General features: G+C 68.7%; 15 protein-coding genes and 3 pseudogenes. 10 read left to right on the forward strand and 8 right to left on the reverse strand.

Annotated elements, in window-relative coordinates; translation table 11 throughout:
• The first annotated feature begins 17 nt into the window (after positions 1-17).
• From ACF1AL_RS35870 to ACF1AL_RS35880, 3 genes are all read left to right on the forward strand, one after another.
• A complete protein-coding gene (locus ACF1AL_RS35870) occupies positions 18-656 on the forward strand; it encodes a GPP34 family phosphoprotein (RefSeq protein WP_391780855.1) in 639 nt (212 codons plus the stop codon).
• Positions 657-671: 15 nt separating this feature from the next.
• Positions 672-2,237: a carboxylesterase/lipase family protein gene (locus ACF1AL_RS35875; protein ID WP_391780856.1), complete on the forward strand. Its 1,566-nt coding sequence runs from the start codon at positions 672-674 to the stop codon at positions 2,235-2,237.
• Positions 2,238-2,337: 100 nt separating this feature from the next.
• Positions 2,338-3,012 (forward strand): hypothetical protein, encoded by a 675-nt coding sequence (locus ACF1AL_RS35880; RefSeq protein WP_391780857.1) that lies wholly within the window; start codon positions 2,338-2,340, stop codon positions 3,010-3,012.
• Positions 3,013-3,554: 542 nt separating this feature from the next.
• On the opposite strand, the gene ACF1AL_RS35885 is transcribed toward ACF1AL_RS35880, so the two are convergent.
• The 3 genes from ACF1AL_RS35885 to ACF1AL_RS35895 form a co-directional block, all read right to left on the reverse strand.
• Complete coding sequence (locus ACF1AL_RS35885) at positions 3,555-3,893, reverse strand: hypothetical protein (protein ID WP_391780858.1); 339 nt, start codon at positions 3,891-3,893, stop codon at positions 3,555-3,557.
• Between the two features lie 192 nt (positions 3,894-4,085).
• On the reverse strand, positions 4,086-5,051 hold the full coding sequence (locus ACF1AL_RS35890) for a hypothetical protein (protein WP_391780859.1): 966 nt from the start codon (positions 5,049-5,051) through the stop codon (positions 4,086-4,088).
• A 917-nt stretch (positions 5,052-5,968) separates the two neighbouring features.
• On the reverse strand, positions 5,969-6,589 hold the full coding sequence (locus ACF1AL_RS35895; RefSeq protein WP_391780860.1) for a TetR/AcrR family transcriptional regulator: 621 nt from the start codon (positions 6,587-6,589) through the stop codon (positions 5,969-5,971).
• Positions 6,590-6,751: 162 nt separating this feature from the next.
• On the opposite strand from ACF1AL_RS35895, the gene ACF1AL_RS35900 reads away from it, so the two are divergent.
• The 3 genes from ACF1AL_RS35900 to ACF1AL_RS35910 are packed head-to-tail and all read left to right on the forward strand — an operon-like array spanning position 6,752 to position 7,869.
• The gene (locus ACF1AL_RS35900; RefSeq protein WP_391780894.1) at positions 6,752-6,934 is read left to right on the forward strand and encodes a hypothetical protein; all 183 of its coding nucleotides are present in this window, start codon (positions 6,752-6,754) and stop codon (positions 6,932-6,934) included.
• A 25-nt stretch (positions 6,935-6,959) separates the two neighbouring features.
• Positions 6,960-7,379 (forward strand): hypothetical protein, encoded by a 420-nt coding sequence (locus ACF1AL_RS35905; RefSeq protein WP_391780861.1) that lies wholly within the window; start codon positions 6,960-6,962, stop codon positions 7,377-7,379.
• 16 nt (positions 7,380-7,395) lie between these two features.
• On the forward strand, positions 7,396-7,869 hold the full coding sequence (locus ACF1AL_RS35910) for a hypothetical protein (RefSeq protein WP_391780862.1): 474 nt from the start codon (positions 7,396-7,398) through the stop codon (positions 7,867-7,869).
• 323 nt (positions 7,870-8,192) lie between these two features.
• Here ACF1AL_RS35910 and ACF1AL_RS35915 read toward each other — a convergent pair whose 3' ends face one another.
• Together ACF1AL_RS35915 and ACF1AL_RS35920 are read right to left on the reverse strand one after the other, a co-directional pair.
• Positions 8,193-8,390 carry a hypothetical protein gene (locus ACF1AL_RS35915; protein ID WP_391780863.1) on the reverse strand — a complete coding sequence of 66 codons (198 nt, stop codon included), beginning with the start codon at positions 8,388-8,390 and terminating at the stop codon, positions 8,193-8,195.
• A gap of 110 nt (positions 8,391-8,500) precedes the next feature.
• Complete coding sequence (locus ACF1AL_RS35920) at positions 8,501-9,271, reverse strand: transposase family protein (RefSeq protein WP_391780864.1); 771 nt, start codon at positions 9,269-9,271, stop codon at positions 8,501-8,503.
• A gap of 140 nt (positions 9,272-9,411) precedes the next feature.
• Between ACF1AL_RS35920 and ACF1AL_RS35925 the strand changes: the two genes are divergently transcribed.
• The gene (locus tag ACF1AL_RS35925) at positions 9,412-9,834 is read left to right on the forward strand and encodes a DUF5959 family protein (protein ID WP_391780865.1); all 423 of its coding nucleotides are present in this window, start codon (positions 9,412-9,414) and stop codon (positions 9,832-9,834) included.
• Positions 9,835-9,861: 27 nt separating this feature from the next.
• Positions 9,862-10,628 (forward strand): annotated as a pseudogene (locus ACF1AL_RS35930) (transposase).
• 157 nt (positions 10,629-10,785) lie between these two features.
• On the opposite strand, the gene ACF1AL_RS35935 reads toward ACF1AL_RS35930, so the two are convergent.
• A complete protein-coding gene (locus ACF1AL_RS35935) occupies positions 10,786-11,187 on the reverse strand; it encodes a hypothetical protein (protein ID WP_041665641.1) in 402 nt (133 codons plus the stop codon).
• Between the two features lie 111 nt (positions 11,188-11,298).
• Between ACF1AL_RS35935 and ACF1AL_RS35940 the strand changes: the two are divergent.
• Positions 11,299-12,429, forward strand: a pseudogene (locus ACF1AL_RS35940) (IS630 family transposase).
• Between the two features lie 42 nt (positions 12,430-12,471).
• Here the strand turns inward: ACF1AL_RS35940 and ACF1AL_RS35945 are convergent.
• On the reverse strand, positions 12,472-13,056 hold the full coding sequence (locus ACF1AL_RS35945) for a hypothetical protein (RefSeq protein WP_391780866.1): 585 nt from the start codon (positions 13,054-13,056) through the stop codon (positions 12,472-12,474).
• A gap of 340 nt (positions 13,057-13,396) precedes the next feature.
• On the opposite strand from ACF1AL_RS35945, the pseudogene ACF1AL_RS35950 reads away from it, so the two are divergent.
• Positions 13,397-13,657: pseudogene (locus ACF1AL_RS35950) on the forward strand (IS630 family transposase); the annotation flags it as partial.
• A 60-nt stretch (positions 13,658-13,717) separates the two neighbouring features.
• On the opposite strand, the gene ACF1AL_RS35955 reads toward ACF1AL_RS35950, so the two are convergent.
• On the reverse strand, positions 13,718-14,350 hold the full coding sequence (locus ACF1AL_RS35955; protein ID WP_391780867.1) for a DUF6368 family protein: 633 nt from the start codon (positions 14,348-14,350) through the stop codon (positions 13,718-13,720).
• Positions 14,351-14,876: the final 526 nt, after the last annotated feature.

Below are 14,876 nucleotides of genomic sequence, written 5' to 3' on the forward strand. Positions count from 1 at the left end.
GGCCCTAGCGTCGATGTGTGACCGACGACCTGGCCTGTGCGATGTACCTGCTCGCCCGCGACGAAGCAGCCGAGCGCCCCTACGACCGCTCGCGGACCGCCCTGCTGGTCCGCGCCGCCGCCGTGATCGACCTCGCGATGCGCGGCCGGCTGGAGGAGGACCGCGGCACGGTCACCGTGTCCGGCACGGCACCGACCGGCAGCCCCGTCCTGGACCGTGTCCTGCGCGACGCTCTGGCCGGACACAGCTGGAAGCACCTCCTGCGCCGCCACCGCAAGCGAACCCTGTCGGACGTGGAGGACCGGCTCACCGCGACGGGAGTCCTGACCGTGACCGAGCCCCGAACCCGCTTCGGCGCACGCCGGCTGAGTGTGACGGAACCTGCCGTGACCGCCGCCCTTTACGCCCGCGTGTCGGCGGCACTGCACGGCAACGGCCCCGTGGGTGAACTCCCCGCCGCCGACGCCGCGCTGCTGGCGCTGGCCGCTGCCGGTGGGATCCGAGCGGTCGTCTCCCGTCGGCACAGGAAGGCCTTCCGGAGCCGGATCGACGCCTGCACAGGCACCCTTGCCGCCCTCGCGCCCGGCTTGGAGCAGGCCGTACGCGCCCTGCCGACGACCATGATCGCCGCACAGGGCGGTATGGGCGGCGGCTGACCGAACGGGGAGACCATGACCATCCACCGCGTTCCGACCATCCTGGGCTGTGCCCTGACCGCCGTACTTGCGACGGCCTGGTCCGCAGCGCCAGCCGACCGACCCGACCGCCCCGCCCCACCGGCGACGGTACGCACCCACGACGGCCTGGTACGGGGTGCCATTCACGACGGCTACCGCACCTTCGACGGCATCCCCTACGCGGCGCCGCCCGTCGGCCGGCTGCGCTGGGCACCACCGCACCCGGCGGCTCACTGGTCCGGCGTGCGGGACGTGATGCGGCCCGCGAGCGCCTGCCCGCAACCGCCCGGCGAGGTGCCCGGCGGCAGCACCGACGAGGACTGTCTGCACCTGAACGTCACGACACCCGACGGCGCCACCCCGGGACGCCCGCGGCCGGTCGTGGTGTGGCTGCACGGCGGCGGCTTCACCACCGGGGCGGGCAGCTCGTACGACGCCCATCGCATGGCGACCCGCGGCGATGTCGTGGTCGTCACCGTCGACTACCGCCTCGGAGTCTTGGGTTTCCTCGCGCACCGCAACCTGCGCGGCTCCGGCACCCTCGGTCTGGCCGACCAGCAGGCGGCCCTGCGCTGGGTGCGCGCCGAGATCGGTGCCTTCGGCGGCGACGCGCGCAACGTGACGCTGGCCGGGGAGTCGGCGGGCGGCTACAGCGTCTGTGCCCAACTCGCCTCACCCTCGGCGGCGGGGCTGTTCGACCGGGCGATCATCCAGAGCGGCCCCTGCACCGGCCGCCCGGACCGGCCTTTCGCCCCCTCGTCCGTCCCCCTGTCCTCGGCACGCGCGGCGGGCGCGAACTTCGCGGCGAAGGTCGGCTGCGGCGCCGTCCGTGACGTCCCGGCCTGCTTGCGGCGCGTGGATGTCTCCCGTCTCCTCGCGGCCCAGGGAGCGGACCAGCAGCCCGCTTATGCCACGGCGTTGCTGCCGAGCGACCCCGCGGCGGCCGTCGCCTCCGGCCGCTTCCACCGCGTCCCTGTGCTGATCGGCCACAACCACGACGAAGGCAACGGCTGGGCCGCCGGGATCATCCAGGCCGGTCATCCCGTCACTCCGCAGAACTGGCCCGACGTCGTGGCCGCCTTCTTCCCCGCGCGGGGGCAGGCGCAGGCGATCGTGCGCGCGTACCCGGTGCACCGCACGGACGGCGGGCCGGTGTTCGGGGCGGTGATCGGCGACGCGAACTTCGCCTGCCCGACAGCACGCACCGGCGGCCTGCTCGCCGCGCATGTTCCGGTGTGGCGTTACGAGTTCGCCGACGAGCACGCCCCACTGCTCACTCCGGGCACGCCGCCGTTCCCGCTCGGTGCACCGCACGCGAGCGAACTGCCGTACCTCTTCGACCTCGGCGGCCGCCCGCGCGAGATGACGGCGTCGCAGCATCGGCTGGCCGACACCTTGATCGACTACTGGGCCGGCTTCGCCCGCACCGGCGACCCGAACGGACCGTCGTCGCCGCGCTGGCCTCGGCACACCGTGCTCTCGCTGGCACCGGACCACATCGCCCCGACGCGGACCGTGGAGAGGCGCCATCACTGCGCGTTCTGGAACAGGCTCGGATGATCCAGGACATGACCGCGGTGTGCGCCGGCCGTCCACCAGTCTCACGGCACACGCAACGAATGCACGCGCAATCCGGCTCACCAGCCCCAGGGGGACAGTCATGAACGAAAGCCTCGCCAGGCGTCTGGCCGGCCTGGCCGGCATCGCCACCGCGGCCGCCTTCACCGTCGAAGTGCCCTTGTATTTCCTCTACTCGGGGCCGCCGCCGGACTCCAACGTCCTGGCCAGGCTGCTGATCGGCATCTGCGCCCTGGCATTCCTGATCGTGTTCGTGACCGTCTTCCGCGAGCTGGTCACCAGCGTGGATTCCGCCCACGCGTGGGTCGGCACCCTCGCCTTCGCGGCCGGGCTCGTCTATACGACGATCACGCTGGTCTCCAGCGGGCTGGAAGCCGGGGCGGTGATCGCCGCCGACGAGCCGATCGACCCGACCATCACGGTCAGCGGCACGTACATCCTCTACGGGACGATCGACCGCCTCCTGCTCGCGCTCTTCCTGGCCGCCATCGGCTACGGCATCTCCCGTACGAAGCTGCTGCCGCCCTGGACCGCCCGCTCCGCCGTGGTCCTGGCCGTGGCCAATCTGGCCTTCGTGCCGTCCCTCTTCTTCGGCAACACGCCCGCGCACTTCTACGCGGCGAACGGCTGGGGCACCACCGCCCTGATGGGCGCGCTGTTCGGCTACTGGCTGCTCGCCCTGGGCGTATCCCTCCACCGCAGCGCCACCCGGCACACGCCCGCCGGTTCACTCGCCGACGAGGACCGCAGCGCCTGACGGCGCCTCCGGCCTCCCACCCCGCTCAGGGCGACAACGCCTCGAGGAACGGGCTGACCAGGCCCCGGCAGGGGTGCAAGCGGTCGAGGTTGGTGGCCGCATCGAGCCGGCCGGGACCGCCGCAGGCGTGACGGGAGAAACCTGCGGGCTCGTGCCCGGGCACCAGGCTGCGGAGACGTGCCTCCGCCGCGCGTAACCGTCCCCGCAAAGGCCGATGTCCCGCACCGAGGGTGCGAGGCATCGGCCTTCCTTCTCAGACAGTCGACTCTCCTCGCGCATCTACAGCCCGGCGCGGAACGCCTCAGCGTCCCGTAGCCTCCATGTCTGGGACCGCGCCGGACGCAGACGGCACGGCCTCGCCCCTGCGACGCGTCGGGGCGGCTGCGTTCTGGCTGTTGCTGCGGCCGCCCCCGCGGGGTACCGCCACGGCGGACCGCGTCGCACCTTCACGGCAACGCTCCAGCGCTCCTGCGGCGAAGCGGTCGTCGTCCGATGCCGAGGACACCTCGCTGATGACGGCGGGCGAGTGGCCTGGGGGATGCTCAGCGGCTGACCGTCCAGGAGCCTTCGTAGTAGGCGGAACCGCCGTTGACCGGATCACCTTGGGCATTCACAACGAAGCCGGCGCCGTTGTAGAGGATGTGGGTCATGCCGGTGACCTGAAAGGTCATGAGTCCGGTGACCGTCTGGCCGGGGCCGATGTTGTGGCCTGCGTCGGGTGGGTGCGCGTTGACGACGGCGCCTTGGGCCGGGAACGACCAGGTGCCCGAGCCGTCCACCGCGACGAAGGATTGCTTCTTGATGTTGGCGGTCTTCGAGTGGTCGGGGTCGTTGGCGGTGAACTGGACGGTGGTCCCGGAGTCGGTGTCTTGGACTTTCACGAGGGTCACCCTCAGTCGCACACGCTGCAGCCTGTGAGACCCATCATCACCAGCATGGCTGCGGTGGCGAGGACACCGCCGGTCACTGACGACCGCGCGACGGATGCACTGGTTCGATCGGTGTGCTGCACCGCGGCCTCAGCCTTTCTGTGGTTCGACAAGGGACGACCTTCTTGGACGACTCGGTGAAGGTCAGTTCGCTGCGCGCCGTAGCTTGCGGGTCCGGGAGGCGGCCCGCTTGATCTCGCGTGGGCCGGTCTTCATGGCGATGGCGAGGTGCTGGTCGGCCTGGACGGGGTCCGCGAGGCAGGAGCCGAGGTGGAGGTGGGCCAAGGCGGCGACCGCCGGGTCGGCCGAGGTGGTGCCAAAGGTGAGCAACTCCACGACGCCGTCGGTCTGGTCGGCCTCCAGGCGGCCGATCGCGAGTTCGACCGCGGCCTTGGGCGCGTAGTCGGGATGACCGGTGGCGTAGACGTTTTCGAGCATGGCTCGCGACAACAAGGCGGCTTTGGCGTCGCCACTGTCCCTGAGCAGCCCGGCGAGGTTGAACGCCGCGCGCAGGGCGACGTTGGGGTTCGGGCTGCTCATCGCGGCGTCGTAAGGGGCGATCGCGGCGTCGCCTCGGCCGTTACGGTCGAAGGTCAGAGCGAGTTCGAGCTGGGCCTGCGCGGTGACCACGGGGTCGCCGCAGGTTGTGGCAGCGGCGAACTGCTGTGCTGCCGCCTCCTCGTCGCCGAGGCTCACACGCAGGAAGCCGAGGTGGATGGCCGCAAGGCCCGAGGTGGCGCCGTTACGGAGCATCATCGCGAGCTGAAGGTTGGCTTCAGCCTCCGCCCACTTGCGTCGGGCGTGCAACGCCATACCCCGGATGAGGAAGACCTCGCCGGCGATGTCCGGGTCCGGGGACTCGCCCACGCTGTTGACGCTCTTCAGCGCGTCCTTGGGCCTCTTTCCGGCGAGCTGCACCAAGGCCGTGACGAGTACGCCGGCCGTGCGCCGCTTCGTGCTGGGGGAGGCGGTGGCACGCACCGCGAGGGTGGAAGCGTGCTCTACCGCGTCGGCATCGATGAAAGCACGCGCTCGTTCGAGGATGCCCGCGAAGTCGAGCTGGTCGAAGTTCTCGTCCCCCAGCAGATCGCCCGGATCGGGCAGCCCCAACGGCCCTGGAAGACCTCCGCCCCCACCTTGCGCGCCACCCATCACGCCACCCCCACCACACTCTGCTCGCGCCGAGTTCGCTTCTCGCGCCAAGCGCGGACTTTACTTGATTACCCTCCAATACTGGAACCCATTCCAACATCGGATCTCCACCCGGCACCGCTATTCGCGAGGGATGGCCCGCACCGTGAAAGTGCCATGGAGGGCGTGCGGTTGACCGATTCGGAGTGGCTGGGAGAAACCGTCGAGGAACGGGTCCTGGCCGCGCTGGATGGGGCAGCGGGGCGGGAGAAGAAGCTGGCGGCGGCGGTGTTCGGGCATCGGCGCATCTGCACCGGGACGCGGGGGCCGGGGCGCGGCGGCAGTCGCCGGCGACGCGGCCCGGTGCGGGGACCGCGGACTGGCGGCGCAGATCAGGCTGTGGAATTCGCCTGCTCGCCGGATCGCAGACCACGCTGGGCCTGCCCCGCACGGATGCCGCGGCGCGTACGGCACTCTCTCACCTCGCATCGGCTGGTGAAGCAGAACAGGCGCCGCGCCGCGCCGTCATGGCGGGCTGGCCCATCAGCCCGCACCCTCAGGTCGCGGGAACCGTCATCAGGCATGACGGCCACCTCGACCGTGCAGCCACCGTCCGCAACGGCAGTAGGGAGTTGGTCCTCGTTGAAGAAGCCCTGCCGGCAGCCGTACGGGTGGCGCTGCTGTTTCGTGAGGACGGTTCGCCGGGGGAAGAGGACGGGCCCCGAGCCGATCCAACAGGTTCCATGCGCTGAAGAGCCGTCCCTGACGTGGGCCCACGCCGTGCTGGAGGAACCGCCGTCGAGGTGCTGCTGGAGTCGTCCCCGCACCCCGCATTCGACGCCGAAGCCCTCGCGAAGAAACCCACCCCGGGGCTCCTGACTGGTGCATGCGCAGGGTCAGGTCCTTGCGTCGAGGCCTCGGGTGAACACGGTGAGGATGGTGTCGAGCACGGGGCCCATGTCCTGCGGGTCGACATGGAGGCGGTCAGCGCGCCAGCTCAGGGCGAGGATGCCGTTCATGGCGGCCCACAGGGCGTAGGCCGTGCCCCTGGGATCCAGGTCGGGGTTGAAGGAGCCGTCGGCTATGCCGTCGCGCAGTGCGGCAGTGAGTTTGGCGTTCTGTTCGTCGACGAGGTCGGCGATGCCCTTCAGCGACCCGGCGTCGGCGGGGGGCTCGGCGAGCAACCGGAAGTGGTGCGGGCGTTCGAGGGCGAAGCGTGCGTAGGCGTCGGCGGCCAGCAGGATGCGTTCGCGCGGCGTGCCGGGGGCGGCGTAGGCGGCGTCCATGTACTCCCGGTTCTCCCGGAAGGCCCGCTCGGCCACCGCGACGAGGACCGCGGATCTCCCGCCCACCCGGTTGTAGACCGTCTGCACGGCCACGTCGGCGCGTTCGGCGACGGCCTCCAGTGTCAAGGCCGTGGGCCCACCCGCGACGAGGATCGCCTCCGCCGCTTCGATGATCGACTGCCGCGTCGCGGCCGCTCGGCGGGCCGTTCGGGAGATCTCGTTCGCTGCCACAGGGCGACTGTACAGAACCCCAAAATTTGATGCCCTTCCACCATTGGGATCTGCTCCAACGGCGCTCCGCAGGGGCCCTGTTGCCGCGGCCACGATGCCCTCCGCCTCCGGCGCCCGCTCGACCTGCTGCCCGACCGGGAGGCATCGACGCCGGCCGCGTGGCTGACCCAGTGGCCCGGTGTCGAAGTTGTCTGCCGCGACCGCGCGCCGTTCTTCGCCGAAGGCGCCGCCGCGGCGGCACCGCAAGCCGTCCAGGTCCCGGACCGGTGGCACCTGTGGCACAAGCGAGGCCGCCGAAAGAACCGTTGCTCAGCACCGCCGCTGCCTGCGCGTTCTGGTCCCTGAAGGGCCCGAGCCCGAGCGCGTCCCGGTGGAAGACAAGTCCGCCTTGCCGTGGCCGACCGGCCACCCGATTGCCGAGCACACCCCCACCACGCACGCCACCGTCCACGCACTGCTGAAGGCAGGCCACAGCCGCCGCGCGATCCAGCGACAGCTCCGTATGGCCCACCACGCCGTGAAGAAGTACGCCGACGCCGCCGGGCCGGAAGACCTCTTCGCCGGACAGTGGCAGAACCGAACCTCCGTGCTCGACGAGTACAAGACCTACCTCGATGACCGCTGGAACGACGGCTGCACCAACGCCTGGAAGCCCTGGGAAGAGATCGTGCCACTCGGTCCCGCGAGCCCCGGAACGTCACGACTCCAAGGTCGCTTGCACGCTGCCGCAAGGCCCGGATCGGCTCGCCCACCACCTGTTACCTTTGCGGGTGTTGTAAAGGCGCAATGAGGAAACGGGTGTTGTTGTGCGCAAGGCGCGATGGACAGCGGTCGCGACGCTCGCCGTGGTCGTGATGGCCGCCGGTTGCGGCAGCGAGAGCGCGGATGAGAAGCCGGCAGACGGCAAGTCAAGTGCCACCGCCGGGGCGACGGGAAAACCCGCGGGGGCGACTGTCCCTCAGGGAACGCTCCTCGAACGGGCAGTTGGCACCTGGAAGTACATCGCCACCCCCAGTGACACAACACTGGACACCCTCATCATCAAGGACGGCAAAGCCAAGGCCGCGGGCGCCAAGCTCTCGTGCACCGGCACGTTCGTCCCGGTGAAGAAGGACGGTAAGGAATCTGCGACCATCACCTACACCTGCCAGGGCGGTAAGGACGGCGGCCGCGGCCTCGGGCACCTGAAGGTGGACCCGGACGGCTCCTCGCTCGTGATCGACTTCGACGGACCCGCCGGCGGCTGGGGCGGCCCGGTCGACAGCTACCGTCGAGCCTGACCGCCTGCGCGCGACGCCGACGAAGCCCAGATGTTCAGGCAGGTCCATCCACGGCGTGCCGGTGCGGTACCGAACGCAATCGCGTCGATCACCTGCCGGTGATCACGCCCCCACTGACAAGCGTCCCACGGTCGGCAGCGAGCCAACGTGACCACTCCCTGGGTCAGCGTTTGACACGGTTACGGACCGCCAGGACCGCCAGTCCCAGAAGGACGGGCTCGGTCACGCGGGACGCCATCTCGATGTGGGCGACGGCGGTGGTCAGATCCTGCCCGCCGGGAACACCACCGAGTTGATCCTGACGTTCAGTGTCAGCCGGGCACTCAGCCTTCGATGCCATAGTGGCTCTGCAACACGACGGCTTGACGGATCTTGATGGTGAAGATAGCCGTGGGAGCGATCCGGTCCACTCCGCCGGCCTTGTTGCGCCGCAAGACGCTCTTGAAGCACTGATCCAGCGTTCCCCTCATGCGGAACAATGGGTCGTCGCATCGGAGCGCCGCGGCCATCGGACCCGTCATGCAAGTAGTAGAACTTGGGGTATTGAAGGAAGCCCACGCAACGGCTCGGCTAAAGGGTGTTGCACAAGGCCGTGATCAGGCAGCCGGAAGTGGGTGGCTGAGCTTGGCGGTCACGCGGCGAGGGCGAGGTTGTGCATGCGGGCCACGGCCTGGACCGCGTAGTGGAGACCGTCGCCGCGCTGCCGGCAGTCGCGAAGGATCTTGTAGTTCTTCATCCGGGAGAAGACATGCTCAACGCGAGCACGGACCTTGCGGTGGGCGGCATTGTCCTCTTCCTCGCCCTTCAGCAGGGGCCGTCCGGGCCGTTTGCGATGCGGGACGACCAGGCCGGTGTTGATGTAGGCGCCGTCGCCGAGCACGGTCACACCCTCGCAGTGCTCGGCCAGACCGGAGTTGCGCCATGCCCTGGCATCGGCAGTGTTGCCAGGCACCGGACGGGCGACCGCCACCACGAGGCGGGTCTCCGCATCGACGATGACCTGCACGTTTGCCGAGAACCGATAGTTCCTGGAGGAGGCACCCACGCCTCGGTCGCGGACCGGGATAAGGGTGCCGTCCACGATCCACATCCGGTCCGGGGCGTCGGTTGTGCGGGAGACCGGCTCGAGCGCGAGCAGCGGTCCCAGCCGCTGGACCACACGGCAGACGGTAGACGAAGAGACGCCGAACAACGGGCCCAGCTGCCGCATGGTCAGGTTCGTTCGGTAGTACACCGCGACCATCAGGACCCGCTCGGCAAGCGGCAACGACCACGGCCGGCCCCGCAGCGTGCCGTTGCCGCCCCGCTCCCGCACCACCCTCAACAGACCCGAAAACTGCGTCATCCGCAGTCCCGTGAACGTCTCCACCCACACCCGCTCAGCACGTAACACCGCGGCCATACAAGGGAGATGCCCAGTTCAGGGCCTTGTGCAACACCCTTTAGAGGCTGTCCCGTATGTCAGCCCGGGGTTGCCTTCCTGGCCGGTACCTGCGAGAGGATCAAGGGCGACCTGCTACATCGAGTGCTCAAGGGACAACTGTGGTTGACGGAGAGCAGACGTTCGAGCTTCTGCGGTTTGCGGATGCCGTCCAGTGCGTCGCCGTTGAGGTGAAGTGCGCTGAGCCTCTGCGGATGGGTGAAGAGCGGCACTACGTGGCCGAGATCGTGTTGGCGAGCGACTTCGTGAACGGACGAGTCGGCCTACAGGTATCACTGAGGGATCTGGACGAGTGGGAACGATGTCTGCTTGCTCTTCAGGCTGGCGAGGGAGCTCAGTGGCCAACCGGTGGCCGCAGCGCCTGGCTGGAAGTGGTTCCCGAGGACCCGGTGGAGCTCACCGTCCACGACTCCCCGTCGACGCAGATTGCGGTGCATGTACCGATCGACGTTGCCGCGGACTGGCTGGAGCAGAATCGTCTGCGCTTGGACGCCGTCCGCAGGGCCGTCGCAACGTCCTCGTAGGGATCCAGAGGATCTGATGATCTTCGTGTGCCTGCAGTGATTACGGCGTCGCAACCGTCCTGGATAGGCCCGTTCACCGGGCTGAGCCCGCGCCACTTCCGGAAGCTGGTGACCGCGCTGCGCAGAGATTGAGCGGAATCGGTCCGATGCGGCCGACCGTGGAACTTGCCGTTGGATGACGGAGTGTTGCTGGTTGCGGCGTACTGGCGGCGAACTTGACGCTGCGCCAGCTCGGCCCGCTCTTCGGTATCTCGAAGTCCGCAGCAGCCCGCATCATCGACCACCTCGGCCCATTCCTCGGGCTGCAGCCGCGCCTGGCGCTTCCGCAAGGACACCCTGCTTATTGTCGATGGCACCTTGGTGCCCACCCGGGACCGCAGCATCGCCGAGCAATCCAAGAACTACCGGTACTCCACCGCCCACCAAGTCGTCATCGACGCAGACTCCCGTCTGATCGTCGTGGTCGGCCGGCCGCTGCCCGGCAACCGCCACGACTCCCGCGGCTGGGAGGAGTCCGGCGCCAAGACGGCCGTCGGCAGACGATGACCATCGCGGACGGCGGCTATCAAGGCACCGGGCTCGTCATCCCGCACCATCGGACCAAGGGTGAGGAGCTTCCGGCCTGGCAGGCGGACCACAACCGCTCCCACGACCGAGTTCGCGCCCGCGTCGAGCACACCTTCGCCCGCATGAAGGGCTGGAAGATCCTGCGTGACTGCCGCCTCAGGGGCGACGGTGTCCACCACGCCATGCTCGGCATCGCCCGCCTGCACAACCTCGCCCTCGCCGGATAGCGCGAGGGGCCCGTCAGGAGAAATCGCGCTCTCAGTAACTCGGAGATCATTGGACGGCCTTGAGTGCCGCATCAGGAAACATTTGTCCTTTAATCGACGGCGCGGGGATGTTGTGATTCTGGGGGTGCTGTCGCGCTGCGATGTGCGGACGCCGAGGTCAGATCCCGGGTCCGTAGCCGGGGTCTGGCTGTCGGCGGGGGGTCCACCACTCGGTGAGCCCCCACACCGCGAGCGCGAGCGTGGCCAAGGCTACGAGTGCCGCGACCCAGGGGCGGTGCACCCATCTGGTGGCCAACGCCCAGGCGAAGAGCGGAACCAGTGCGCCACCGAGCACGATGAGTGGCAGATCGATGAAGAGTACGCTCAGATCGCGGGCATGGCCCTCGAATCCTCCGTCGATACTGACCGCGGCGCGCGGTGCCCAGACAAGCGGCGCGGCTGTCGCACCGAGGCCGGCGAGTAGGCATCCGGCGCCGCCCTCAGTCTTCGGGTTCATACCCGTGGCCCGTTCCGCGGTTCTCTCACCCATGCCCGTGATAGACGCGGCGGCGTGGTGCACGGTTCCGACAGAGCGGCCGCGTGTTGCAAGAGCGAACGTTTGGCCTGTTGTGATGTGACGCGCCGTCCGGGTGTTGTACCGGGTGGCAGGGGGGGCGGCCACTCTGTGCTGATGGCGATACGCGCACAGGTCCGAGAGATCGACGATGCCGAGGCCCACGGTTACTGCGGATCATCCGCAGGAGCACTGGATCGGTGGTGACCTGGCGGCGGGCCCAGATGGTACTGCTGTCCGCGCAGGGCATGAGGGTGGCGAAGATCACCGGGGTGACCGTCACCAGCGCCGACCGGGTTCGCGATGTGATCCACAAATTCAACGCCGACGGCTTCGACTCGCATCTACCCGAAATACAAGGCCGGTCGGCCGAAGACGTTCACCCTGCCCAAGCGCCGCGAGATCAAGAAGAGCGCCAAGTCCAAACCGTCGAGCACGACCTGCCGTTTTCCACCTGGCGTCTGTTCTAGCCGGCGGATTTCCTGGTCGCCGGGGGGTGGTTGACGACATCAGGCACGAGGGCCTGCGCATCCTCCTCCGCGAGGAAGGCGTCTCCTTCCAACGCCTGAAGACCTGGAAGACCTCCCGCGACCACGACTACGCGGCCAAGAAGGCCCGCGTCGAACACCTCTATGCGATCGCCGACGACGAGGTCACACCCGAGGAGGGCGAGCCCGAAGTCATCTTCTGCATGGACGAGTTCGGGCCGCTCAACCGGATGCCGCACCCTGGATGGCAGTGGGCCGAACGCGGCGGCAGGCACAAGGATCAAGGCCGTGAATCTCGCCGTAGACGCCGGGCCACCTACAACCGCTACGGCGGCGTGCGACACCTGTTCACCGCCCCGGACCTGGCCAAGGACAAGCTCTACGGCCACATCAAGCCCATCAAGAGGCGCACCCCGTTCCTGGAATTCTGCCGCTATCTGCGCACGCTCTATCCTCCGACCGTGCGGATCGCGATCGTGTGCGACAACTTCTCCCCGCACCTGACCACGAAGAAGTGCCAACGGGTGGGCACCTGGGCGGCGGCAAACAACGTCGAGATCGCCTACACACCGACCAACTCCTCCTGGCTCAACCGCATCGAGGCCAGTTCACCGCCCTGCGCTACTTCACCCTCGACGGCACCGACCACGCCACCCACAAGGAGCAGGGCAGCATGATCCGCCGCCACATCACGTGGCAGAACCGCAACACCGACGACCGGCGCCTACGGACCATCGTCGACCGGGCAAACGTTGCCTGATGCAGTACTAGGAGCCGCATCCCGGGAATGCCCGGCCCTTGCTCACACCAAGCGCTCGAAGATGCCGTCCCAGAACGCGGAGCCGTCCACGTTCAGATCGTGGGCGATCATGCGCTCGCGCAGATCGGCGGCGACGGCCGAGCGTGCGGTGTCTTCGGCCGATTCCAGTTCGGTGCTCGACTCGGCGATGAGCCCGAGGAGCACTGCCAGGTCGGGAAGGGAGTCGGCGGCCGGGCCCTTCCACCCGGCACCATGGTCCCATCCGTTGGGGTCGTAGTGGGTGATGTCGCCCAACTCCCCGCCGAGCATCAGCTGCTGGTCGAACCAGGTGGCCACGGTGAAGGCGAAGTTCGTGGGCGGGGAGTCGTCGTAGGGGTAGCGTTCCCCGTAGATCTCGTCGGCATCACACGGCTCCAGCCCGTCCTCGTCCCACAGGTGCCTCGTGTCGATCCCCACGATGTCGAGGTGGACTGCGGGAAAGCCGACCGTCAGCAGGAACTGCCTCGATGCGGTGTGGGTCAGCTCGGCCGGCAGAGCGGCCTCGTCCGGCCGCCAGAGCGAGCCTTCGCCCAGCCGTTCCTCCAGCCACAGCGCGTCCGGTATCAGCGGAGTGTCGTTGCTCTTCACTGCGTAGCCCCCGATGGTGCGAGTCGTTCCGTCATTGCCCGGCCCCAGTCAACCGCATGACTGGGGCCGACGAACGCGAGGGCGACGTCGGCGGCGCAGCCGGCCTACGCGCCGAACTCATCGACAGTCATCGCGGCCGGTCCTCGGTCCTGGGGGTCATGGCGTCGCCTCCTCGGCACCATGGTGTCCCGACCGGCACGTCCTGCACGCTCACCACCTCGCCGGGCGACGCTGGGCCTTGATCCGCTCGGTGACGTCGATGACCTCGTCGGCACCGGGCGGTGTGCCTCCGCCGTGGCGCGGTCCGGGCCGGAAGGTGTCCGGGACCAAACAGGAATTGGTCGAGCTGTGCTTCACTCCGACCTACGCCTCGTGGGCGAACCCGATCGAAGCGCACTTCGGACCGCTGCGGCAGTTCACGATCGCCAACTCGAACCACCCCAGCCACACCGTGCAGACCCGGGCCCTGCACGCCTATCTCCGCTGGCGCAACGCCAACGCACGCCACCGCGACGTCCTGGCCGCCAAACGCAAGGAACGCGCCCGCATCCGCGGCGAGAAAGGCATCCGCTGGGGCGGCCGACCCGCTCTCGCCGCATGATCAGGCAACAGGGCGAACGTTCCAGGTCACAGCACCACTTCCGCCGCGGATCTGTCTGGGCTATTTGACCAGCCGGAAGGCGGGGTGCCCAACCCAGGCCCGCAGGAACTCCGCCCTACCCAGCGCCATCCAGTCGTCGTCCGCGATCCCCAACACCCCCGGAAAGCCGGCGACGACCAACGCCTGTCCGTCCAGCAGCTCGGCTTTGGCCACGCCTCCGATGACGTCCATGACAGCGGCGGTCAGCAGGGCCGTGGTCACGTGGTCGATCTCGCGATTGCAGCCGGCGCTGACGTTGACGGCATGGGTCGGTCTGAAGCCGAGGATGGCCTCCACCTCGGGCTCGTCCGCGTGCTCAGCCTCGAAGGTGCTCTCGTCGCCGACACCCGGTCCCATCAAGTAGACCAGGAAGGGCCGACGCCAGTCCTCGCGCTGCGGATTGAATCCCACCAGAGCTGTGAGCTCCTCGTCCGCGATGGTGTTGCCGAGGAGTGGAAGCGGGAACGGCTTTCGCCAGTCCTTCTCTCGCCTGTCCTCGACGCCCAGTCGCTCTGCGGGCACGTTGACGTCGAAGAACCCCGGCCGCTTCTCGTCGAAGTGGGAGGAGAGCCCCACCATCAACGCGCGGAACTCCCGCAGCGCAGCCGGGGAGAGCGGCTCCGCCAACTCGATCACCAACGTCGGACCAGACATGCTGGGAGCCTAGTTTGAACGGCTCCGCGACCGCTCAAATTCTTCCCACACCGAGTCCAGCCGGTCCGAGCATCGACGCCGCCACCCCGGCCAACCTATGCGGTCAGAGCACCAGCGAGCCCATCAGGACCGCAACCGACTTCACCGCGGCAGCCAGCCGTGGCGGACGGCCCTCGGCCTTCGACCGCGAGACCTACCCGCGTCGTGATCGCCGCGCCACGGCTGTACCCACACGGCGCGGCGGCCGACATGGCGACGCAGAGACCCCCGGATCGACAGCCGGCCCCACTCCCGGAAACGGGGTGCGACAGCACACCTACCTTGGCGAACCTTGGCCCCGCGCCTCAACGGCGGACATGCACAGCGTGCGTGACGGTCGGCGAGCCGACCAACTGGGACACCCGGTAGCCGTCGATCCCGTCACCCAGATTGTGAGCCGCCGCTGCCTGCGCCCGATGAGCAGTGGCACCTCACGAGGTGGAACTCGTGTCGCCTATTCGCATCCGATGGATTTGGCGTCGGTAAG

The organism is Streptomyces sp. NPDC014801 (assembly GCF_043082085.1).
Classification (GTDB): Bacteria; Actinomycetota; Actinomycetes; order Streptomycetales; family Streptomycetaceae; genus Streptomyces.

What these genes read in the sequence shown, in the direction of transcription:
- ACF1AL_RS35875 (WP_391780856.1), top strand. Translation starts at nt 672, where the DNA reads ATGACCATCCACCGCGTTCCGACCATCCTGGGCTGTGCCCTGACCGCC.
- ACF1AL_RS35880 (WP_391780857.1), top strand. Translation starts at nt 2,338, where the DNA reads ATGAACGAAAGCCTCGCCAGGCGTCTGGCCGGCCTGGCCGGCATCGCC.
- ACF1AL_RS35915 (WP_391780863.1), bottom strand. Translation starts at nt 8,390, where the DNA reads ATGACGGGTCCGATGGCCGCGGCGCTCCGATGCGACGACCCATTGTTC.
- ACF1AL_RS35920 (WP_391780864.1), bottom strand. Translation starts at nt 9,271, where the DNA reads ATGGCCGCGGTGTTACGTGCTGAGCGGGTGTGGGTGGAGACGTTCACG.
- ACF1AL_RS35955 (WP_391780867.1), bottom strand. Translation starts at nt 14,350, where the DNA reads ATGTCTGGTCCGACGTTGGTGATCGAGTTGGCGGAGCCGCTCTCCCCG.